Source organism: Micromonospora sp. DT231, assembly GCF_049847025.1.
Classification (GTDB): Bacteria; Actinomycetota; Actinomycetes; order Mycobacteriales; family Micromonosporaceae; genus Micromonospora.
Genome location: NZ_JBNCNO010000004.1, coordinates 309,120 through 331,014, shown reverse-complemented (window position 1 = coordinate 331,014; position 21,895 = coordinate 309,120). Strand labels below are relative to the sequence as shown.

The window sequence follows — 21,895 nt, the reverse complement described above, 5'->3', positions numbered from 1 at the left end:
CCTGTGGGTGCCACGCCTCGGGGCGGTGCGTCTGAGCTGCGGTGGAGCCGGCGGCGTCAGCCGGAGAAGGGCTCGAAACTGACCACTGTCACCTTGATGTCGGCGCCGCTGGGTGCCGTGTAGGTGCAGGTCTGCCCGGGCCGACCGCCCAGGATCGCCTTGCCGAGCGCGGACTCGGGGCTGTAGACGGTCAGGTCGGTGGTGGCCGCGATCTCCCGAGAGCCGAGCAGGAAGGTCTCGGTGTCGTCGGCGTCGTCGTCGAAGTAGATCGTCACGACCATGCCGGGCGACACCGCGTCCGCGGTCGGCGCCTCGCCGACCTTCGCGGTGCGCAGCAGCTCCTGCAGGTAGCGGATGCGTCCCTCGGCCTTGCCCTGCTCCTCGCGGGCGGCGTGGTAACCGCCGTTTTCCCGCAGGTCGCCCTCCTCGCGCCGAGCGTTGATCTCGGCGGCGATCGCCGGACGGTTGGCGATGTGCTCGTCGAGCTCGGCCTGGAGGCGGTCGTGCGCGTCCTGGGACAGCCAGGTGGCGGGCGCCTCGTTGCCAGTGGACACAGGCGTTCTCCTCAGTTGTGCGTGGCTGGCTGACAGGTGAACTACCAAGTTACCAGTGCGGTACGACACAGCGTGTCGGCCATCACCGCGGGTGTCCGGATCCGACACCCCGGGTAGGCGCCCTCCGAGGCCTGTCGCTGAGGCTGTTGTGGCAGCTCAGGCCGGGGGTCGGCAGCGCAGAACCTCGCCGATGAACGGCCGCGCGGTGGTGGTCAGGCGGTGCCGGGTCGTGACGTGCCGGTCGCCGGGCTGGGCGGTGACGGTGATCTGGTCACGGGCCACCTCGGCGCCCGCGCGGTCCCGGGCGCGCAGCACGCAGACCGCCGAGCCGCCCGCCGGCACGGTCACCCGAAAGTCGACAAGCACCTGAGTGTCCGTGATGTCGGTGTAGGTGATCACCTGGGCGTCGTAGACCGGATCGCCGTACTGTCGGTAGAGCCGCACCGAGATCACGGTAAGCGTCGCCACGAGCGCCAGCAGCACCAGCGCGGCGAGCAGGCTGCGACGGCGTTCGCCCCCAGGCGCCCGGCGACGGCCGTAACGTCCGGCGGGGAAAACCGGAGCGCCTGGCGAAATTGTGGCGTGCGTCTCGGTCACCGGCGGGTATCTCCTGGCGTTGTTGTCGGCGGCATCGGCAAGAATGACAGAGTCCATCCTCCCACCCGGTCCAGCGGCAGGAATGGCAGGTCATGCCCTGCGGTGCTGGCCGGCGACAGGGTGCGGTGAGCAACGATCCCCGGCAGGTCAGCCGGTCGAGCCCGGTCGGGTCCACCGGCCGGCACAGACGAGGAGTGCCGAAGTTGGCAGAGCAGCTGCGACTCATGGCCGTGCACGCGCACCCCGACGACGAGTCGAGCAAGGGTGCGGCGACCATGGCCAAGTACGTCGCCGAGGGCGTGGACGTCCTGGTGGTGACGTGCACCGGCGGGGAGCGCGGCAGCGTGCTCAACCCCAAGCTCGACCGCCCCGACGTCTGGGCCAACATCGGCGAGATCCGCCGCGCCGAGATGGACGCCGCGCGGGCGATCCTCGGCGTCGATCAGGCCTGGCTCGGCTTCGTCGACTCCGGGCTGCCCGAGGGCGACCCGCTGCCGCCGCTGCCCGAGGGCTGTTTCGCCCTGCAGGACGTCGAGGTGGCCGCTGGCCCGCTGGTGCGGCTGATGCGCGAGTTCCGTCCGCACGTCGTGACCACGTACGACGAGGAGGGCGGCTACCCGCACCCGGACCACATCATGTGCCACAAGGTGAGCATGGCCGCGTTCGAGGCCGCCGGTGACCCGGAGCGCTACCCGGAGCTGGGCGCGCCCTGGCAGCCGCTGAAGCTCTACTACGACATCGGCTTCTCCAAGGCCAAGATCGTGGCGCTGCACGAGGGCATGCTGGCCGCGGGCAAGGAGTCGCCCTACGAGGAGTGGCTCAAGCGCTGGGAGGACCGGCCCGACAAGGGCCCACGGATCACCACGCGGGTGGAGTGCTCCGAGTTCTTCCCGGTCCGCGACGACGCGCTGCGCGCCCACGCCACCCAGGTCGACCCGGACGGCTTCTGGTTCCACGTGCCGATGGAGTTGCAGCGCCACGCCTGGCCGACGGAGGACTTCGAGCTGGCCCGATCCATGGTCGACAGCCCGCTGCCCGAGTCCGATCTCTTCGCGGGAGTGCGCGAGACGGCGCACGCGCGCTGATTCCGGGCAGGGCTACCCTGGTTACCAACCGCACATCGGAGGAACGCCATGCTGACCGCTGCCCAGGTGCTCGCGGAGAACAACTTCGGTGACACCCGCACGGGTGGTCTGGCCGGGCCGATGGGCCTCTTCCTCATCCTGCTGCTGGCCGCCGCGACCATCCTGCTGATCCGCAACATGAACGCTCGGCTGCGCCGCCTGCCGGACCGGTTCCCGCAGCAGGCGGGGCCGGCCGACCCGACCAGGGCCGACGCTTCAGTCGTCGATCCGACAGACGGGACCGCGGGGCGCGATTCATCCACTGCCGGCCCCAATGGGCACCAGCAGCACCGGAACGGGTAGCCAGCGCGTGAATCACGCCGAACCGGGTGGTCGCCCCCTGTTGCGGCCACCCGGTTTGGCTTAGCCTTCCGCCGGGGGACCAAAAGTCCCCGAGCCGTGTGCGGGAGGGGGCGCCGATGACCAACACAGCACCGGCCGCCCGCCGCAACATCGGTCGGTCGGCTGACGGGGGAGGTCGATGACCTCCGGTCCGGCCGGCGACTCGTTCGACCGGCTCGGGGCGCGCGGCACACCGGGCCGCCTGCTCGTGCTCACCGCCGCCGTCACCCTGACCGCACTGGTCGCCTCCGCGGTCGGGTTGACCCTTCCCGCCAGGCTGCCGGCCGACGACCCCCTCGGCGGGCCGGCCCGATTCGGCATCGCGGTCGGCGTGCTCGCTCTCGCCCAGCTCGCCCGGCTGCGGTTCCGGTCGGCCGCGGGCATGGTCAGCATCACCTGGGGCGAGGCGGCGTTGATCGTCTGCCTGCACCTGACGCCGGCCGGCTGGCTGCCGTCCGCCACACTGCTCGGCACCGGCCTGGCCTGGACGATGCTCTCACTGCACACCGACCGCCGCCCGGCCCTGGAGATCGTTCGGATCGCCGCGTCGCTGGCCGCCGCCACGGCACTCGCCGTCTCCGTGGCCACCGCGCTCGGGCAGCCGTTGCTCGCCCCGCCCACCCCGACGCTGGCGTTGGCCGTGATCGCCGGGTCGGTGACCTACCTCCTGGTGACGGCCTGGCTGGGTGGGGTGACGCTGGGCCTGCGGCACGGGCTGCCGATCGGGCCGCCGCTGCTCGCCGCGCTGCGCGGCAAGTTGCTGATGTTCGTCGGCAACGTCGCGGTCGGGCTCGTCGTCGTCGCCCTGCTGGAGCTCGACCCACGGTGGTTGCTGCTGCTCCCACCACTGCTGTGGCTGCTGCAACAGACCTACCGCTACCGGCTGCGCTCCGATCAGGAGCGCCGCAGTTGGCGAGCGTTCGCCGAAGCCACCGCGGCCCTCAACCAGCTCGACGAACGAGGTGTGGCAAGCGCGGCGGTCACCGGGGCGCTGACGCTGTTCAACGCCGAACTGGTGGACGTCGACGTCGCTCGGCCCGACGGCCGGTGGCACCGCTACCGGGGAGACGCCACCGGCCAGCTCGTCGACCGGGAGACCGACCCACCGGACCACTCCGAGCCGGACGAGCACGAGCTGAGCCGGGCACTGTCGGTCGGCGCCGCTCCGGTCGGTCGGCTGCGGGTCCGGTTTCCCCGCTCCGCCCCACCCAACGCCCGGGAACGCGACGCGGTGGCCGCGTTCGGTGACGCCCTCGCCGCCGCGCTGCACGACGCCGCGACCCACCGGGAGCTGCGGCTGGTCACCGCCCGTTCGTCGTACGAGGCGGTGCACGACCCGCTCACCGGGCTGGCGAACCGGGCGGCGATGCTCGGCAAGGGCGATCAGTCGCTGCGACAACTCGCGCACGATCACCCGGTGGCGCTGCTGCTGCTGGACATCAACCAGTTCAAGGAAGTCAACGACACCCTCGGTCACGCCGCGGGCGACCAACTGCTGCGACTGACCGCGAACCGGCTCAGCGCGCTGGCCCGCCCCGGCGACCTGCTCGGCCGCCTCGGCGGCGACGAGTTCGCCCTGCTGCTCACCGCGGTCCCGGTGCTCGGTGACCGGGCCGCCCCGATGGCCCACGCACTGCGTCAGGCCCGCGAGATCGCCGAGCGACTGGCCGCGCCGACCGAGGTGGCCGGCGTCCGGATGTCGATCGAGGTTTCCGTCGGGGTGGTGGTGGCCGACGCCGGCACCGCCGACCTGACCGAGCTGCTGCGCCGGGCCGACATCGCCATGTACCAGGCCAAGGAGGGCGGCGGCAACGTCGCCTCGTACGACGGCACCCGCGACGCGGCCAGCACCGATCAGCTTGCCCTGCTGGCCGAGCTACGCGAGGCGCTGAAGGTCGACGACCAGTTGGTGCTGGCGCTGCAACCCGCTGTCGACCTGGCCACCGGCGCGCCCACCGGGGTGGAGGCGCTGATCCGCTGGCGGCATCCCCGGCGCGGGTGGCTGACCCCGGCCGACTTCATCCGTCCGGTGGAAAACAGCGAGCAGCTCGGCACCTTCACCCGCTACGTCCTGGACAAGGCCCTCGGCGTGGCCGCCGGTTGGGCCCGGGAAGGGCTCGACGTCCCCATCTCGGTCAACCTGTCGGCGCGCAGCCTGCTCGACCCCCGGCTGCCGGCGGAGATCGCCGAGGCGCTGCGCCGTCACCAGGTGCCGCCGCACCGACTGGTCCTGGAGATCACCGAGACGGTGGTGATGAGTGAGCTGGAGATCATCGACGAGGTGCTGGCCACGCTCCGGTCGATGGGCGTGCAGCTCGCGGTCGACGACTTCGGCACCGGCTTCTCGTCGCTGACCTTCCTCACCCGGATCGCGGTGGACGAGCTGAAGGTGGACCGCTCGTTCGTGATCCGGATGACGGACTCGCCGGAGGCCGCCGCGATCGTACGGACGACCGTGGGGCTCGCCCACGAGCTGGGGCTGCGCGTGGTCGCCGAGGGGGTGGAGACCGCCGAGCAGCGGCTGGCCCTGGCCGAGCTGGGCTGCACCTCCGCGCAGGGCTACCACTTCTTCAAGCCGATGCCGGCCGACAAGATCGGCGCGGTGCTCGGGTCGCTGCGCGACTCGGCGGAGTCGAACGTGTTCCGGCTGCGCGCCGACGGCGCCTCCTGACCGTCTCCGGCCCGGCGGTCCAGTGCGGCAGCCGATCACACGTGCAGCAGCTCCCACATGACCGTCACCGGCAGGGCCGGATGGGCGCGGGCCGCGCGGAGCACGTCCCGCTCGACGTCGCCCCGGGCCAGCGCCGCCAGCGTCCCCGGCCGGGTGTTCTCGTGCTCGGCGACGGCGAGCCGGGTGACGTGGTTGGCCCCGTCGAGCAGTCGGTCCAGCAGCTCTGCCGACGCGTTCCAGTTCCGCGCCAGCCGGTGGGGCTTGGCGGGCAACCGGTCCAGAACGTCGGGCGGGGTCTGCCCGTTGGCCGCCAGCGCTTCGCCGACGCCCTTGACGGGCACCGCGGCGAGTCGGCGCAGTATGTCGGGATACTTGCAGTGCCGGGCGAGCCGGCGGCGGACCAGGGGGTCCCGATCGTCGGCCAGGAGAGCGGCGGTCTCCTCCGACAGCTGCCAGTTGGCGGTGGAGGGCGGCGCGTACGCGCGCCGAGCGGGAACCCGCGCACTGCGCCAGCAGGGTCTGGAGTGCCTCTTCCGCCTTCTCGACCGGCCACTCGGGCGGGCCTGGTTCGCAGCCGGACTTGAACTTGCCGATCAGGTCCTCGATCTGTTCGACGGGGAGCCGGTCGGCGTCGGCCTCCAACCGCGCCAGGCTGGGCAGCGGTCGGGAGGCATCGGTCGTGAAGCGCTGGACGGCCGTACGGGCCACCGTGTCGTCCACATCGCGGGTCAGTGCCGTCAGGCTCTCCGTCGACGTGGCGGAGTTCAGCGCGACCGCGCGGCGGACCTCGGGGTCGGCGTCGCGGGCGAGAACCGTCAGCACCGGGCTGGTCAGGCGCTCCGACCAGGCCAGCGCACGACGTACGGCGACGACCGGATCGTCGGCCAGTGCCAGCATCGCGGCCGGGGACAGGCGTCCCACCCGTGCGACCTCCGCGCGGGCCTCCTGGTCGGGGCTGCCAGCCAGCTCCTCACCCAGCCAGTCTCCGGTCTGTGCGACGGCGTATGCCCGGATGGCGGGGACCCTGTCGTGCACGAGGATCTCGGCGATCTCGGCTGACGGCTCGCGTTGGCCAATCCCGTCGCGTACCGCCGGGTCGGGGTCGCGGGCCAGTTTCGCCTGGAGTTCCGGGCTGAGGTCGACGAGGCACGCCACGGACCGCCGTACCTCGGGGTGGGGATCGTCGGCGAGGGCGGCCACGATCTCGGGTGGGCAGCCCTTCATCCAGGGGACCTCGCACCGCACCAGGTGGTCGGGTGAGGCGGCCAGGGCCACGACCGCGTCGAGCGGGAAGTCGCCTTCCAGTGCGAGCCGTTGCAGCAGGTGCGGATCGCCGGTCTCGGCTGTCACCGCCACCAGCGCCGCGGCGACCTCCGGCATCTCCTTGGGCAGGTCCGAGATCGACCCGTAGAGGCGCTCGGCGAGCACGAGCCGTGGCAGCCGACCACCGTCCCGAACCAGGGCGAGCAGGATGTCGGTCGGCGCGGCCGGGTTCACCGCGAGCCCGGCGAGCCGGTTCTGGGCGCGGGTGTTGGCAGGGCCGGATAGTTCGAGCCGCCAGCGCGCCCCCTCACAGCAGCCGGTCCGGATGACCTCGGGCTGCGCCCAATCCACAGTCTCGCCCATCCGAGCACCCTAGCGGCACCACGACGGACTGGGCGCCCCGTCGGTGTGGCAGGCTGGAATCGTGAATCGACTCGTCGACGCCACCTCCCCGTACCTGCTCCAGCATGCCGACAACCCGGTCGACTGGTGGCCCTGGTCGGACGAGGCGTTCGCCGAGGCGAGACGGCGGGACGTCCCGGTGCTCATCTCGGTGGGCTACGCGGCCTGCCACTGGTGTCACGTGATGGCCCACGAGTCGTTCGAGAACGAGCAGGTCGCGGCCCTGTTGAACGACAACTTCGTGTCGATCAAGGTGGATCGTGAGGAGCGCCCGGACGTGGACGCGGTCTACATGACCGCGACCCAGGCGATGACCGGCCAGGGCGGCTGGCCGATGACCGTCTTCGCCACCCCGGACGGCACACCGTTCTTCTGCGGCACCTACTTCCCGCGCCCGAACTTCACGCAGTTGCTCCAGTCGGTCACCACCGCCTGGCGGGAGCAGCGCGAGGCGGTGCTGGGCCAGGGGGCCGCGGTGGTCGAGGCGATCGGCGGCGCACCGGCCGTCGGCGGCCCCACCGCCCCGCTGGACGCGCCGCTGCTCGACGCCGCGGCCGGCAGGCTGGCCACCGAGTACGACGCGACGAACGGCGGCTTCGGCGGCGCCCCGAAGTTCCCACCACACATGAACCTGCTCTTCCTGCTGCGCCACCACCAGCGCACCGGCGACCCGCGCAGCCTGGAGATCACCAGGCACACCGCCGAGGCGATGGCCCGTGGTGGCATCTACGACCAGCTCGCCAGCGGCTTCGCCCGCTACTCGGTGGACGCGCACTGGACGGTGCCGCACTTCGAGAAGATGCTCTACGACAACGCGTTGCTGCTGCGGCTCTACACCCAGCTGTGGCGGCTCACCGGTGATTCGCTGGCCCGCCGGGTGGCCCGGGACGCCGCCCGCTTCCTCGCCGACGAGCTGCACCGCCCGGGGGAGGGCTTCGCGTCGGCGCTGGACGCCGACACCCAGGGCGTCGAGGGGCTCACCTACGCCTGGACGCCCGCCCAGCTCGTCGAGGCGCTGGGCGAGGAGGACGGCCGGTTCGCCGCCGACCTGTTCACGGTGACCGACGAGGGCACCTTTGAAGAGGGCATGAGCGTGCTCAGGCTCGCCCGGGACGTCGACGACGCCGCCCCCGAGGTCCGGGCCCGCTGGCAGCAGGTGGTCGGGCGACTGCTCGGTGCCCGGGACACCCGGCCGCAGCCGGCCCGCGACGACAAGGTGGTGGCCGCCTGGAACGGCCTGGCGATCACCGCCATCGTCGAGTTCCTCCAGGTGGCCGCGTTGTACGCGTCCCCGCAGGATGAGGACGCCAACCTGATGGACGGCGTGACGATCGTCGCCGACGGCGCGATGCGCGACGCCGCCGAGCACCTGGCCACCGTGCACCTGGTGGACGGCCGGCTGCGCCGGGTCTCCCGGGACGGGAGGGTCGGTGAGCCGGCGGGCGTCCTGGAGGACTACGGCTGTGTGGCCGAGGCCTTCTGCGCGCTGCACCAGCTCACCGGCGAGGGACGCTGGCTCACGCTGGCCGGCGAGTTGCTGGACACGGCGTTGGCGCACTTCGCCGCGCCCGGTGGGGCCTTCTACGACACCGCCGACGACGCGGAACGGCTCGTCGCCCGACCGGCCGACCCGACCGACAACGCCACCCCGTCCGGCCGGTCGGCGTTGATCGCCGGGCTGGTGGCGTACTCGGCGTTGACCGGGGAGACGCGCTACCGGGAGGCCGCCGAGGCGGCGCTCGCCACTGTCGCGCCGATCGTCGGGCAGCACCCGCGGTTCACCGGGTACGCGGCAATGGTCGGTGAGGCGTTGCTCTCCGGACCGTACGAGATCGCCGTGGTGACCGACGACCCGGCTGGCGATCCGCTGGTGGCCGCGGCCCGACGGCACGCCCCGCCCGGGGCTGTCGTCGTCGCGGGACAACCGGACCAGCCCGGGGTGCCGCTGCTCGCGGACCGTCCGCTTGTCGACGGACGGTCCGCCGCGTACGTCTGCCGGGGGTTCGTCTGCCAGCGGCCGGTCACCTCGGTGGAGGATCTGGTCGCCGAGCTGGGCTGAGCGCACAGTAGTCGCCTACGCCGCACGCCGGGTGGCCCCGGCGGCGCTTCCAGGGCGGGCCGCCGGCCCACCGGGTGGGCGTGCCGAGGGCCCGGATAGGCTGGCCGCGCTATGGATTCCCGTACCGGTCTGCCTGTTGTCGGCATGGTGGGTGGCGGCCAGTTGGCCCGAATGACCCACCAGGCCGCGATCGCCCTCGGCCAGTCACTGCGTGTGCTCGCGACCGCCCCCGACGACGGCGCGGCGCTCGTCGCCGCCGACGTCCAGTACGGCGATCACACCGACCTGGCCGCCCTGCGCACCTTCGCCAAGGGCTGCGACGTCGTCACCTTCGACCACGAGCACGTGCCCTCGGAGCATATCCGCACGCTGGCGGCGGAAGGGGTGACCCTCTATCCGCCGGCGGACGCGCTGCTGCACGCCCAGGACAAGCAGGTCATGCGGGAACGCCTGACCGAGCTGGGCGCGCCCAACCCGGCGTGGCGGCCGGTCGGCGAGCCCGCCGACCTGGTCGGCTTCGGCGAGCAGGTCGGCTGGCCGGTGGTGCTCAAGGCGGCGCGCGGTGGCTACGACGGCCGGGGCGTCTGGATGGTCGACGACGCCATCCAGGCCGCGGAGCTGGCGGCCACGCTGCTCGCCGGTGGCACCCGGCTGATCGTCGAGGAGCGGGTGCCGTTGCGCCGGGAGTTGGCCGTGCAGGTCGCCCGGTCGCCGTTCGGTCAGGTGGCCGCGTACCCGGTGGTGGAGACCGTGCAGCGGGACGGCATCAACGTGGAGGTGCTGGCCCCGGCGCCCGGCCTGGACGAGGAGTTGGCGGTCGCCGCCCAGCAACTCGCCATCGACCTGGCCACCGCGCTCGGGGTGATCGGCCTGCTGGCCGTCGAGCTGTTCGAGGTGCGCGACGACGCCGGCCGGCCCGCGATCGTGGTCAACGAGTTGGCGATGCGCCCGCACAACTCCGGGCACTGGACCATCGAGGGTGCCCGGACCTCGCAGTTCGAGCAGCACCTGCGGGCGGTGCTGGACTACCCGATGGGCGACACCTCGCTCACCGCGCCGGTGGTGGTGATGGCGAACGTGCTCGGCGGAGAGCCGGGCGGCATGTCGATCGACGAGCGGCTGCACCACCTCTTCGCCGCCGAACCGGGCGCCAAGGTGCACCTCTACGGCAAGCAGGTGCGGCCCGGCCGGAAGGTCGGGCACGTCACGGTGCTCGGCGACGACCTGGACGACGTACGGGCGCGGGCCGCACGGGCCGCGCGCTGGCTGCGTGAGGGGCACGAGTGAGTCCCTCAGCCGAGAAGGAGACCCCGGTGAGCACTGTCGGTCTGATCATGGGCAGCGACTCGGACTGGCCGACCATGAAGGCCGCCGCCGAGGTGTTGGACGACTTCGGTGTGGCGTACGAGGTGCGGGTCATCTCGGCGCACCGCACTCCGGTCGCGATGATCGAGTACGGCCGCGACGCCGCCGACCGGGGGCTGAAGGTGATCATCGCCGGGGCCGGTGGTGCCGCCGCGCTGCCCGGCATGGTCGCCTCGGTGACGCCGCTGCCGGTGATCGGTGTGCCGGTGCCGCTGAAGCACCTCGACGGCATGGACTCGTTGCTGTCCATCGTGCAGATGCCGGCCGGGATCCCGGTCGCCACCGTGTCGATCGGCAACGCCCGCAACGCCGGCCTGCTGGCCGTCCGCATCCTCGGCGCGGCCGACGAGACGCTACGCGCCAGCATGACGACCTACCAGCAGAACCTGGAAAAGCTGGTGGCCGACAAGGAAGCCGCCCTCCGGGCAACCCTGTCCTAACCGTACCCCCGGCGATCTTGCACTTTCGGTTGTTACTTCGTGGCATTTACGCCTTGTGCCGCGACAGAAAGTGCAAGATCGCGTGAGGGGTCGCCCGGGGCCTTGGACCTATCTCATGCCTCGCAGGGCTGTCTGGAGGCGTTCCTGGGTGCGGCGTCGGCGCTCGTTGCTCGCGCCCAGCACGAGCAGCAGGATGCCCACCGGGATGAGCGCCAGCCACGGGCCGAGGCTGACGAGCGCGTGGATCGCGGCGATCGCCGTGACCGACGCGCCGACGATCACCGGCGCCTGCTGCCGGCTGGACGATCCGAAGATCAACACCGCCACCGCGCCGAGGAGCAGCAGCATCTGCCGGACCGTGCTGGACTCGGTGGCGAGCACGATGGCCAGCGTCGGCACGAAGGCGGCGAACAGTGCCGGCCCGTACGCCATCCAACTGCTCAGGTCCGGTCGGTGGCGCAGCTCCAGGACCCCGACGAGCAGGGCCAGCGCGGCGAACGGCAGCGTGTACGCCTCGGGCAGCGCCACGTCGGCGACCCGCATCAGGATCCACCACGCGGTGATCTCGCAGACCACCACGGCCCAGAACAGGATCCGGCGTTCCACCGGCCGACGGCCGGGCCGGGTCGCCGCCACGCCGAGGACCGCACCCCAGGCGGCCAGCAGGGCGGCGATGTGTCGGGGCGAGTCGAAGGCGAGGGCCAACGCGATAAGCGCGGCGGCGTAACCGGTCCATTCCACGGTGGACGCTTCCCGCTGCGCCTCCGGACGGCGCAGCCGGGGCAGGGTCGCGGCGAGCACCTGCAGGACCGCCCCGACCGCGAGCACCCCGAACGCGGACCAGACCGCGGCCAGCCCGGCGACCAGGCCCACGGTGAGGACGAAGAGCTGCGCCATGAGCGAGGCGAAGAGCCAGCCGAGGATGCGTGCCCGCTGGGTGGTGCCGAACAGCGCCCCCACCGCGCCCACTCCGACACCGCTGCCGAGGGTGAACAGGGTCATCTGCCGGTCGGCCAGGCTGCCGGCGAGCCCGGCGCTGCCTCCGGCCAGACCCATGACGAACACCAGCACCCGGGCCAGCCGCAGCGAGCGGGCCCGCTCGGCCAGCGGCGGCGGTGGGGTCAGCGCGAGCCCGAGCATCGCGATGGTGAAGACGGCGAGCGCGGCGACGGTGCTGGCGGGCCAGCCCCGGCCCAACGCGATGGGCGCGATCAGCAGGGTGACGGCTGCCCCGGGCAGCACCACCGGCACGGCCCGGGACCGCCGCCCGCCGCTGAACCCGGTGGCGGCCAACGCGGCGGTCGCGGTGAGCAGCAACGCCGTCAGCACGTGCGTCGGATTGACCACATCCGGCGGCGGGGTGAGCAGCTCCGGCGGCGGGCCCTGCCAGATCCGGGTCAGGGTGCGGTGTGGCTCGACAAGCGCGGTGACGAGCGCCGGCGCGATCGAGGCGAGGGCCAGGGCGGTCGGCAGGGCCGCCGCGGCCAGTGCGCCGGCAGCCGGGTTGACCCGCCACCGGCGCCGTTCCGGGTCGTCCGGCAGCCGCCGTAGCGCGCCGTCGAGCCGTACCGCCCAGCGCCGGACCGGCTGGGCCGAGCCGGTGGGCGGCACGGTGGCCGCTCGGATCAGCTCGGCCAGCACGCCGAGCAGGGCGGCGGCGGCAGCGTAGACGCCCGCGGGGAGGCCGGTGGGGATGGCGGCGAGGGCGCTGATGCTGGCCCCGCCGACCACCGCGACGCTGACCCAGGGCAAATATTGCGGCACCTGCCGGCGGACCGCTGCCACGGCGGCCAGGCCGAGGCTGGACGCGGCCAGCGCGGCGGTCAGCACCACCTGCGCCGAGTTCTCGAATTCGGCGGCCAGCGCCGCCACCGCACCGGGAAGGGCCAGCAGCGCGGCACCGATCGCCGCACCACCGATCTGCGCCAGGTGCGGTGGCATCCCCTCGGTGTCGATGTCGGTCACCTGGGGGCCGGCCAGGACGCGTGCCAGCGTCGCCACCACCACGCCGATCAGCGCGATGCTGACCAGGGCCAGTGCCGTCGTCCAGGGCCGGACCAGGCCGGCTCCGGCGGCGTGCAGCGCGACCACCCCGGCCACCGTCGCCCGGGACAACCCGGCGCGCGCCTCCTCGGTGGCCACCGCGGCCATCCCGTAGATGGTGGCGACCATTCCGCCGACCAGGACCGGCGACCACCAGGCCAGGTCGAAAGCGGCAGGCGCGCCGATCGTGGCGAGCACCACGGCCCCGCCGGACACGTCCCACCGCCAGGGCGGCGGGAGCAGGATGCCGGCGGCGAGGGCCAACAGCGCCAACGCCACAGGGGCCTGCCAGGTGGCCCCGCCGACGGGCGACGCCGGCCAGCCGCTCAGGTCGCCCTGCCAGATCGGGCCGGGGGTGGCCAGCACGCCGACGCCACCGCGCAGCGCCGACCAACCGGCGAGGACGCCGATGAGGAGACCGCCGGCGGCGAGGCCGAGGATTGGTCCGCGCCGCCACTCCTCCGGCATGGTGCGTGCTCCCACGGCGACCAGCAGGACCAGGGCTGCGGCCATCGCCAACTGCCCGCCCGGGGCGAGCACCGCTCCGATCCGCACCAGCGTGGCGATCAGGGCTGTGGTGACCGCCGCGGCGGCCAAATCCGAGCCGTCGAGGGTGAGTTCGGCGCGACGGCCGGCGTCGATGGAGGGGGCCAGGAACAGCAGCACCGCGGCGACCAGCAGTAACGCGCCCACCCAGGCGTCGGCGACGGTCGCGCCGGGCGCCCCGAACGCGGCGGCGGTGACGAGCAACGCGCCCAGCCCGGTGCCGACCGACAGCGGTGCGGGGATGCGGCGCTGGGAGACCTGCACCACGGCGGCGTAGCCGAGGGTCACGCAGACCGCCAGGAAGCTGGCCGCCAGGACCGGGACGGTCACCTCCCGGAGGCTGGCCGGGGTCGGCGTCGGGTCGGTGGGCACGGTGGCGGCCACGAACGCGGCCACCGCCCCGGGCAGCGCGAACGCCGCGCCTCCGGCGGCCCAGGCGGTGACCGTGTCGGAGGCGGCCGACGCGATCCGGATCCGGGGTGCCAGCGCGACAAGCGTGCCGGCCGCGAACAGGGTGAGCAGGACCGCGGCGGTGAGCGTGGGACGCGACAAGCTGGCACCGGCGCCGAGCAGGCCCACCACGGCCGCCCCGATGGCGTGCGCCGCTGCCGCTCGCTGGGTGCGGGCGGAGAGCCCGATGACCCCGATGCCGACCGCGGTGATCACCATCGGCCAGGGTGCCGCGGCCCAACCGAGGCCGAGCGAGGCCGGTACGGCGAGCGCGGTCAGCGCCGCGCCGGCGACCGCGAACTCCCGGCGGATCTCCGTGGGCAGGGCCAGCACCGCCGCGATGGTGAGCAGGAGAGCGGCACCCGCGAGCTGCCAGGTGGTCGGCCCCACCGCGGCGGCCAGCTCGGCCGGGAACCTGTCGAGGTCGGCACCCCAGGCGGGCAGTGCCGCCCGGACCGGCGCCAACCCGGCCCGGAGCGCGCCACCGGCGACCACCAGCCCACTGACGGTCAGCGCCACCGCCGAGGCGAGCTGCGGGCCGCGTCGGGCCGCCTCGGGGACCGCGCGCACGGCCAGCCCGGTCACCGTGATGACCGCCGCGATCAGCAGCAGTGCCCGACCCGGGAAGGCCACCGAGGCGATGCGACTCAGCGCGCCGATCACGGCCAGCGTCACGATGCCGGCCGCGACGTCGGGCAGCGGCGGGCGACGCAGCACCAGCGCGCCGGCCAGCCCGATCGCGGCGGCCAGCAGCAGCACCACCCCGGCGCCGGTCGCGGTCGGCACGGTCTGCGCCCGGAGCAGGGCGGTGACCGCGTACGCCAGGGCGACCGCGACCGCCACCGCGTGCAGCACCCAGGTCAATTCGCCGAGCCCGGGAACCGGGCGGGTCGGCCGGTTGTCGGCCGAATCCGCGCCGGCGTCGATCAGCTCGGCGGCCTCCTCCGGGTCGCCCTCCGGTCGGGTCTCGGCGCTGCGCTGGCGTGGTGTCGACGTGGCGCCCGACGGTGGCGGGTCCTGCCGGGCGGGGCGTTCCAGGGCCACCCCGGAGCGGGCCAGCCAGAGGTCGACGAGGGCGACCAGGGCCAGCACCAGCGCCCAGCCGCCCGGTCCGGTGATCTGGTCGTACGCCAACAGCGGCAGCACCGGCTGCGCGGCGAGCACGGTGGCGAAGCGGGGTGCGCGTAGACCGGTCCAGCCGGCGTACCCGAGGGCGACCGCGGCGGTGACCGCGAAGAGCGCACCGGCGAAGACCGTGCCGGAGGCGCCGCCGGCGCCGATCCGGTCGACGGCCCAGAGGGCGTTGCCGGCGAGCGGCACCAGCAGCAGGCCGACCGCGGCGATGGTCTCGGCGGTGGAGGTGAGCCCACGCCGGGCCAGCACCGGTGGGGCGAGCAGCATCAGCACCGTGGCCAGGAGCAGGATGCCGAGCCGGGCCAGCGCGTCCATCGAGCTGGTGGCGACCGCGGCGAAGACCACCGCGGCCACCGCGAGCAGTAACGCGCCCAGCCCGAGGGGGATGTTCTGGACCTCGCGCGACGAGGCTTCCGGGGGGTGGGCTGGATCGTCCGCGTCCAGCCAGCTTGGCCGCGGCGGAGGCGGCGGCGGGTCCTCGGGCGCGGTCGGGGCACCCTGGCGGGGGACCCGGGGCGGCGCGGACGTGCCGGCGGCCGACGGCCGCCGGCCGGGGCGGCGGCGTAGCACCCGGCGGGGCCGGGTGGCCTGCTTGAGTCGCTCCTCGCCGGCGTGGGCGAGGATGTCCCGCTGGAAGAGCGCGGCCTGCATCTTCGCGGCGATCTGCCGCTGCTCGCGGGCGATGGCGGCGTCGCGCGCCTTCATCTCCGCGATCGAACGCTCGATGTCCGCGAGGTGCTCGACCCACTGCGGCTGGTCGGCCCCGCAGTGTGGGCAGTGGACGGCCGGCTTGATCTCCCGGCCGCACGAGGAGCATTGAAAGTTCGCCACGACACCCCTCCACCCGCACTGTGGACTTCTACTGTCGCAGCATGCCCAAAGCTGGCCCGGATTTCGACTCTTGTCGGCGGGTCCGGGGCAAACAACGACACCGGCCGGCCATCGAGGCGTTCGATGGCCGGCCGGTGGGGTGGTCCGATCAGGGGCGGCCCATGCCCCGGTACTCCCAGCCGGCCTGGGTCCAGAGCGTCGAGTCCAGACAGTTTCGGCCGTCGACCACCTTGCGACCGTTCACCAACTCGCCGAGGGCGACCGGGTCGGCGTTGCGGAAGTCGGCCCACTCGGTGAGGACGCAGACCAGGTCCGCGCCGGTGACCGCCTCGTTGATGCCGGCCTCGTAGATCAGCTCCGGTACCGCGCGGCGGGCGTTCTCGGTGCCCTGCGGGTCGTACACGTGCACCTCGGCGCCGGCCTTGTGCAGCAGTGCGGCGACGGCGAGCGCCGGGGCGTCGCGGACGTCGTCGGTGTTGGGCTTGAAGGTCGCGCCGAGCACGGCGATCCGGGTGCCGGAGAAGTCCGGGCCGGCCGGACCGGAGCGGCGGCCGAGCAGCTCCGAGGCCAGGTGCAGCACCCGGGTACGACGGCGCAGGTTGATCAGGTCGACCTCGTGCAGGAACCGCAGCGCCTCGCCGGCGCCCAACTCCTGGGCGCGGGCCTGGAAGGCCCGGATGTCCTTGGGCAGGCAGGCGCCGCCGAAGCCGAGGCCGGCCTGGAGGAACCGGTTGCCGATCCGTGGGTCGTAGCCGATCGCGCGGGCGAGTTGGGTGACGTCGCCACCGGAGGCCTCGCAGACCTCGGCCATCGCGTTGATGAAGGAGATCTTGGTGGCCAGGAAGGCGTTCGCGGCGACCTTGACCAGCTCGGCGGTGGCGAAGTCGGTGACCACCAGGGGCACCTCGCGGTCCTCGGTGGCGGCCAGGTCGAACACGCCCTTGTGCGCGGCGTAGAGCATGCCGTTGGCCCACTCGCTCTTCACGCCGACCACGATCCGGTTGGGGCGCAGGACGTCGTCGACGGCGAAGCCCTCCTGGAGGAACTCGGGGCTCCACGCCACCTCGACGCCCAGGTCGTGCGGGGTGTGCTTGCCGACGAGCTGCTCCACCCACTCGGCGGTGCCGACCGGGACGGTGGACTTGCCGACGATCAGCGCCTTGCGGGTGAGGTGCTGCGCGAGGCCGGTGACCGACGCCTCGACGTACGACAGGTCGGCGCCCATCCCGTCGGCCCGCTGGGGGGTGCCGACGCAGATGAAGTGCACGTCACCGAAGTCGGCGGTCTCGGCGATGTCGGTGCTGAACCGGAGGCGGCCGGCGGCGAGGTTGCGCCGCAGCAGCTCGTCGAGGCCGGGCTCGTGGATCGGCACCTGACCGGAGTTCAACATCGCGATCTTGTCGGCGTCGACATCGAATCCGAGCACGTCGTAGCCCAGTTCGGCGTAGCAGATGGCGTACGTCGCACCGAGGTAGCCGGTCCCCAGGAACGTCACCCGCGGGCGAGGCGCGCCCGAGGGCGGCGTCACCGCCGCGATGGCGGGGGTCGGCTGGATGGTGGGGTAGGGGATCGTCACGCCTGTCTTCTCCGCTCGCACTGGCGGCGCGTCGTCGCGCCGCAATCCGCTGCGGCGCCTGGCGGGGCACCGGAGGGGTGGCTCACTGTTGTCCTCCATCATTGCCCAGCGGCGTGGGTGCACCCTCATGCCCATACCTACGCGCCGGTAACATCACCTGAACTGCAGTCGCTAGTCTTCAGTCTGCGCGGTCGGCGGTCAGGAGTCGTCACAGACTGCGCATGATAGCGGTGAAGGGAAGGGGCCCAACATGGCCGCAGGCGAGTTGTTCGACGTCTACCGGTTGCCCGAGGAGCACGAGGCGATCCGGGAGGCGGTGCGTGCCGTCTGCGCGGCGAAGGTCGCCCCGCACGCCGCCGAGGCCGACGAGACCGGGGAGTTTCCCAAGGCGTCCTACGACGCGCTGCGGGCCGCCGACTTCCACGCCCCGCACATCCCCGAGGAGTACGGCGGCGCGGGCGCCGACGCGCTGGCCACCGCCATCGTGATCGAGGAGGTGGCCCGCGCCTGCGCGTCCTCCTCGCTGATCCCGGCGGTGAACAAACTCGGCACGATGCCGCTGTTGTTGTCCGGTTCCGAGGAGCTCAAGCGCCGCTACCTGACGCCCGTCGCGGCCGGGGACGCCATGTTCTCGTACTGCCTCTCCGAGCCGGAGGCGGGCAGCGACGCCGCGTCGATGACGACCCGGGCCGTGCGTGACGGGGATCACTGGGTGCTCAACGGCGTGAAGCGGTGGATCACCAACGCGGGCGTCTCCGACTTCTACACCGTTTTCGCCGTCACCGACCCGACTGCCCGCTCCCGGGGCATCTCGGCCTTCGTGGTGGAGAAGTCCGATGCGGGTGTGAGCTTCGGCGCACCGGAGAAGAAGCTCGGCATCAAGGGCTCGCCCACGCGCGAGGTCTACCTCGACAACGTGCGGATCCCCGCCGACCGGATGATCGGTGCGGAGGGCACCGGCTTCGCCACCGCGATGAAGACCCTGGACCACACCCGGGTCACCATCGCCGCGCAGGCCGTCGGGATCGCGCAGGGCGCGCTCGACTACGCCAAGGGGTACGTGGCCGAGCGTCGCCAGTTCGGCAAGGCGGTCGCCGAGTTCCAGGGCATCCAGTTCATGCTCGCCGACATGGGCATGAAGCTGGAGGCGGCCCGGCAGCTCACGTACGCGGCCGCCGGCAAGTCGGAGCGCGGCGACGCCGATCTCACCTACTTCGGCGCGGCGGCCAAGTGCTTCGCCTCGGACGCCGCCATGGAGATCACCACGGACGCGGTGCAGTTGCTCGGTGGCTACGGCTACACACGGGACTACCCCGTCGAGCGGATGATGCGCGACGCCAAGATCACCCAGATCTACGAGGGCACCAACCAGGTGCAGCGCATCGTCATGGCGCGGCAGCTCCTGAAGGACTGATCGAGGGCCGTCTGCACGGTCCGTACTGTCCGGGCTCGCGTCGTCGAGGAGCACCGCTCGGCGGTGGCAGCTCGTCGCGCTCAGTAGGTGAAGCGGCCGTAGCGACCGCGGAGGAACAGCAGGGGCTGCCCGTCCGTCCGACCGTGCAGGTGGTGCACCCGCAGCACGACTATGACGTGGTCGCCGGCGTCATGTTCGGCTTCCACCGTGCCCTCCACCCAGGCCACCACGCCGGCCAGTATCGGCGCGCCACCGGGGGACAGCTCCCAGTCGAGGTCCCGGAAGCGGTCCACCCGGGAGGCGGCCATGCGTTCGCAGACGGCCTGCTGTTCGACGCAGAGGATGTTCACGCAGAGTCGGTCGGCGGCGCGCATGATCGGCCAACTCCCGCTGTCCCGGCTGACGCAGAAGGAGACCAGCGGCGGGCGTAACGAGACGGACGCGAACGAGTTCACGGTCAGGCCGACCGGCCGGTTGGATGCGGGATCGAGGGCCGTCACCGTCGTGACGCCTGTGCCGAAGTGGCCCAGAACGTGCCGGAACTGGTCGGGTTCAACCGTTGGCGCGGGTGGGTTCACGAGTCTGTCCTCCGTTCCGGTCGCAGCCGGCCCGCGATCGACCGGGGGCGGGCGCGGAGTGATCGACCGGTTGACCGAAATGAATGCAATCAACGTCGGCGACATTGGGTTTGGCCAGCATGAATGCCGGTAACGCGGCGAAGAGTTCGAAGGTGGTCCGGAATTGTCGGCGTCGAGGTCGGTTCATGTTTGAAGCGTCCGCGATGATAACGGACTTCGGCCTCGGTGTGGGAGATGGCTACTTTCCGTGATGCGGGTCCGCGGATTGTTCCCAGGTGTTCGAACGAGGGCGTCGCGTAGTCGGAAAATTGCAGGTCATGGCCGTGCTGGGGCCGCTTTGTGGCGTGCCGGCGCCGAAGGTCTCCGCGATGCGCAACGGCACCGTTGTTTCACTCTAGGTAATCTTAGGTGGTACTATTTCGCCATTTTTCTATCCAGGCGAAGTCGACCGCTCCACCCGATTGATGTGACCTGGATCACTATTGCGCTCGGTGCTGTCTTGGTAATGTGGCGCGGGACTACCGCGCGGAGACATTGTCATCCGTGATGCCCTTGCTCATTGTCGCTAGCGCATTCAGGGGGAATGTGTTGCCAGCAGAATGTTCGCGAGCGGTGCCGTCACTCGTCGAGCGCTGGGTCCAGAGCCGACCGGATAGCCCGGCCATTCTTGACCCGACCTGTGCAGAAGCGACGAGCTACGCGCAATTGTGGCGGTCCTCCGGCGCGCTGGCCGCCCACCTTCGCCGGCTGGGCGTAGGCCGGGGCGAGGTGGTCGCCCTCTCCCTGCCGCGCGGTCGGTCGTTGATCGTGGCGATGCTCGCGGTGGCGCGTGCCGGAGCGGCATACCTGCCGGTCGACTCCGCGGCACCTGTGGACCGGGTGCGCCGGACGCTTGACACGGCGGGCGTCTCCGTCGTGATCGCCGATCAGGACGAGCCGTGGCTCGGTGCCGCCCGGCGTGTCGACCCGGGGGCAGCCGACGATCCGACTGCGCCCGGCCCGGTTCCGGACCTGATCGACGCGGACGACCCGATCTACGTCATGTTCACGTCCGGTTCGACCGGCGAGCCGAAGGGGGTCGTGGTTCCGCACCGGGCGGTGGGTCGGCTGGTGGTCGAGCCGCTGTTCTGCACCGTCGCGCCCGGTGATCGCGTGGCCCACACCTCGAATCCGGCATTCGACGCCAGCACCTTCGAGGTCTGGGGCGCGCTCGCCGCCGGCGGCTGCGTGGTGCCCCTGCCCGCGGTGACGGACCTGCCCCTCGAGGAGTGGACGACGCATCTGGGCGACCTGTCGGTCGATGTGCTGTTCCTGACCACCTCGTTGTTCCACCTGATCGCCCGGGAACGTCCGGCCGCGCTGCGCAGCGTCGGCACCGTCCTCGTCGGCGGTGAGCAGCTCGACCTGTCCGTCGTACGGCGGTTGCTCGCCGGCTCGCCGCCCGCGCGGCTGGTCAACGGGTACGGCCCGACCGAGACCACCACCTTCGCCGCATTCCATGACTGCACCCCGGAGAGCCTGGCCGGCCGGGACCGCGTCCCGGTGGGCCGTCCCCTCCAGCACACCAGCCTGCAGGTGCTCGGCCCGGACCTCACCGAGGTCCCGCCGGGCGAGGTCGGCGAGCTGTACATCGGTGGTCCCGGCGTCGCCCTGGGCTACCTGGGCCGTCCCGACCTGACCGCCGAGCGGTTCGTCACCCGGCCGGGCACCGACGAGCGCCTCTACCGCTCCGGCGACCTGGCCCGCCAGCTTCCCGGTGGTGTCTTCGAGGTGCTGGGCCGGCGTGATCGGCAGGTGAAGGTGCGTGGCTTCCGCATCGAGCTGGACGAGATCGAGCTGGCCGTCACCGCCACCGGCCTGGCCGACGCGGCGTACGCCGAGAAACTCGGCGACGGGCCGCAGGCGCTGCTCGCGGTGGCTGTCGTGCCGGCGGCCGAGGAACTGGATCTCACCGAGTTGGCCCGGCGGTTGGCCGAGCAGGTTCCCGACTACATGGTGCCCTCCCGGTGGGTCCCGCTCGACCGACGACCGCCGATCGGCCCGACCGGCAAGGTGGACCGGGCCGCGATCGCCCGGCTGTTGGCGGAGTCCGGTCCAGACGCCGCCGCCCCCGGTCCGGCCGGGCCGGAGGCCGCCGTCGGGCCGGAGACTGCCGTCGGGCCGGAGGTCGCCGTCGGGCCGGAGGCCGCCGTCGGGCCGGAGACCGATCCGGTGACCGCCGCCCTGCGGGTGATCTGGCGGGACGTGGTCGGCAGCGAGCCCACCGCGACCCGCAACTTCCTGGAGATGGGCGGCAACTCCATCATGGCGGTCCAGCTCGCCGGGCGGGTCCAGGACCGCCTCGGCGTCCGATCCGAGCCGCACGACGTGCTGCTGGCCGACTCGTTCGCCCACCTCGCCGACCAGATCAGGGTCGCGCTCGAGCGCACTCACTGATCGGCCATCCGGAGCACGCGGACGTGCGGAGCCGGTCGCTGTGGCGACCTCGACGAGCGCAGGTAACGGG

At 72.6% G+C, this 21,895-nt stretch carries 15 protein-coding genes; 9 read left to right on the top strand and 6 right to left on the bottom strand.

Annotated elements, in window-relative coordinates:
* Nucleotides 1–56: 56 nt before the first annotated feature.
* Together greA and ACPXBU_RS12865 are read right to left on the bottom strand one after the other, a co-directional pair.
* Nucleotides 57–554 (bottom strand): transcription elongation factor GreA, encoded by a 498-nt coding sequence (greA, locus tag ACPXBU_RS12870; protein ID WP_099850624.1) that lies wholly within the window; start codon nt 552–554, stop codon nt 57–59.
* Nucleotides 555–710: 156 nt separating this feature from the next.
* Nucleotides 711–1,151: a DUF4307 domain-containing protein gene (locus tag ACPXBU_RS12865; RefSeq protein ID WP_393367095.1), complete on the bottom strand. Its 441-nt coding sequence runs from the start codon at nt 1,149–1,151 to the stop codon at nt 711–713.
* A gap of 203 nt (nt 1,152–1,354) precedes the next feature.
* Here ACPXBU_RS12865 and mca point away from each other — a divergent pair, with 203 nt between their 5' ends.
* The 3 genes from mca to ACPXBU_RS12850 all read left to right on the top strand — a co-directional run bounded on the left by mca (nt 1,355) and on the right by ACPXBU_RS12850 (nt 5,288).
* Nucleotides 1,355–2,236: a mycothiol conjugate amidase Mca gene (mca, locus tag ACPXBU_RS12860; RefSeq protein WP_425758204.1), complete on the top strand. Its 882-nt coding sequence runs from the start codon at nt 1,355–1,357 to the stop codon at nt 2,234–2,236.
* Between the two features lie 48 nt (nt 2,237–2,284).
* Nucleotides 2,285–2,578, top strand: a complete 294-nt coding sequence (locus ACPXBU_RS12855) for a hypothetical protein (RefSeq protein WP_425758203.1) — start codon at nt 2,285–2,287, stop codon at nt 2,576–2,578.
* 178 nt (nt 2,579–2,756) lie between these two features.
* Nucleotides 2,757–5,288 (top strand): putative bifunctional diguanylate cyclase/phosphodiesterase, encoded by a 2,532-nt coding sequence (locus tag ACPXBU_RS12850; RefSeq protein WP_425758202.1) that lies wholly within the window; start codon nt 2,757–2,759, stop codon nt 5,286–5,288.
* Between the two features lie 35 nt (nt 5,289–5,323).
* Here ACPXBU_RS12850 and ACPXBU_RS12845 read toward each other — a convergent pair whose 3' ends face one another.
* Nucleotides 5,324–5,629, bottom strand: coding sequence for a hypothetical protein (locus tag ACPXBU_RS12845; protein WP_425758201.1), 306 nt, complete (start codon nt 5,627–5,629; stop codon nt 5,324–5,326).
* Between the two features lie 115 nt (nt 5,630–5,744).
* Between ACPXBU_RS12845 and ACPXBU_RS12840 the strand changes: the two genes are divergently transcribed.
* The 4 genes from ACPXBU_RS12840 to purE all read left to right on the top strand — a co-directional run bounded on the left by ACPXBU_RS12840 (nt 5,745) and on the right by purE (nt 10,817).
* Nucleotides 5,745–6,347, top strand: a complete 603-nt coding sequence (locus ACPXBU_RS12840) for a hypothetical protein (RefSeq protein WP_425758200.1) — start codon at nt 5,745–5,747, stop codon at nt 6,345–6,347.
* A gap of 628 nt (nt 6,348–6,975) precedes the next feature.
* Entirely contained in the window at nt 6,976–9,012 is a 2,037-nt protein-coding gene (locus ACPXBU_RS12835; RefSeq protein ID WP_425758199.1) for a thioredoxin domain-containing protein, read from the top strand.
* A gap of 111 nt (nt 9,013–9,123) precedes the next feature.
* Entirely contained in the window at nt 9,124–10,299 is a 1,176-nt protein-coding gene (locus ACPXBU_RS12830; RefSeq protein ID WP_425758198.1) for a 5-(carboxyamino)imidazole ribonucleotide synthase, read from the top strand.
* A gap of 26 nt (nt 10,300–10,325) precedes the next feature.
* Nucleotides 10,326–10,817 (top strand): 5-(carboxyamino)imidazole ribonucleotide mutase, encoded by a 492-nt coding sequence (gene purE, locus ACPXBU_RS12825; RefSeq protein WP_393366511.1) that lies wholly within the window; start codon nt 10,326–10,328, stop codon nt 10,815–10,817.
* A gap of 108 nt (nt 10,818–10,925) precedes the next feature.
* Here purE and ACPXBU_RS12820 read toward each other — a convergent pair whose 3' ends face one another.
* Complete coding sequence (locus ACPXBU_RS12820; protein WP_425758197.1) at nt 10,926–15,821, bottom strand: SCO7613 C-terminal domain-containing membrane protein; 4,896 nt, start codon at nt 15,819–15,821, stop codon at nt 10,926–10,928.
* Between the two features lie 148 nt (nt 15,822–15,969).
* Nucleotides 15,970–17,397, bottom strand: a complete 1,428-nt coding sequence (locus tag ACPXBU_RS12815; protein WP_393366515.1) for a UDP-glucose dehydrogenase family protein — start codon at nt 17,395–17,397, stop codon at nt 15,970–15,972.
* A 250-nt stretch (nt 17,398–17,647) separates the two neighbouring features.
* Between ACPXBU_RS12815 and ACPXBU_RS12810 the strand changes: the two genes are divergently transcribed.
* Complete coding sequence (locus ACPXBU_RS12810; protein ID WP_393366517.1) at nt 17,648–18,811, top strand: acyl-CoA dehydrogenase family protein; 1,164 nt, start codon at nt 17,648–17,650, stop codon at nt 18,809–18,811.
* 80 nt (nt 18,812–18,891) lie between these two features.
* Here the strand turns inward: ACPXBU_RS12810 and ACPXBU_RS12805 are convergent, their stop codons facing one another.
* Nucleotides 18,892–19,389 (bottom strand): flavin reductase family protein, encoded by a 498-nt coding sequence (locus tag ACPXBU_RS12805; protein WP_405427166.1) that lies wholly within the window; start codon nt 19,387–19,389, stop codon nt 18,892–18,894.
* Nucleotides 19,390–19,935: 546 nt separating this feature from the next.
* Here ACPXBU_RS12805 and ACPXBU_RS12800 point away from each other — a divergent pair.
* Nucleotides 19,936–21,825 (top strand): non-ribosomal peptide synthetase, encoded by a 1,890-nt coding sequence (locus ACPXBU_RS12800; RefSeq protein ID WP_425758196.1) that lies wholly within the window; start codon nt 19,936–19,938, stop codon nt 21,823–21,825.
* The last annotated feature ends 70 nt before the right edge of the window (nt 21,826–21,895 follow it).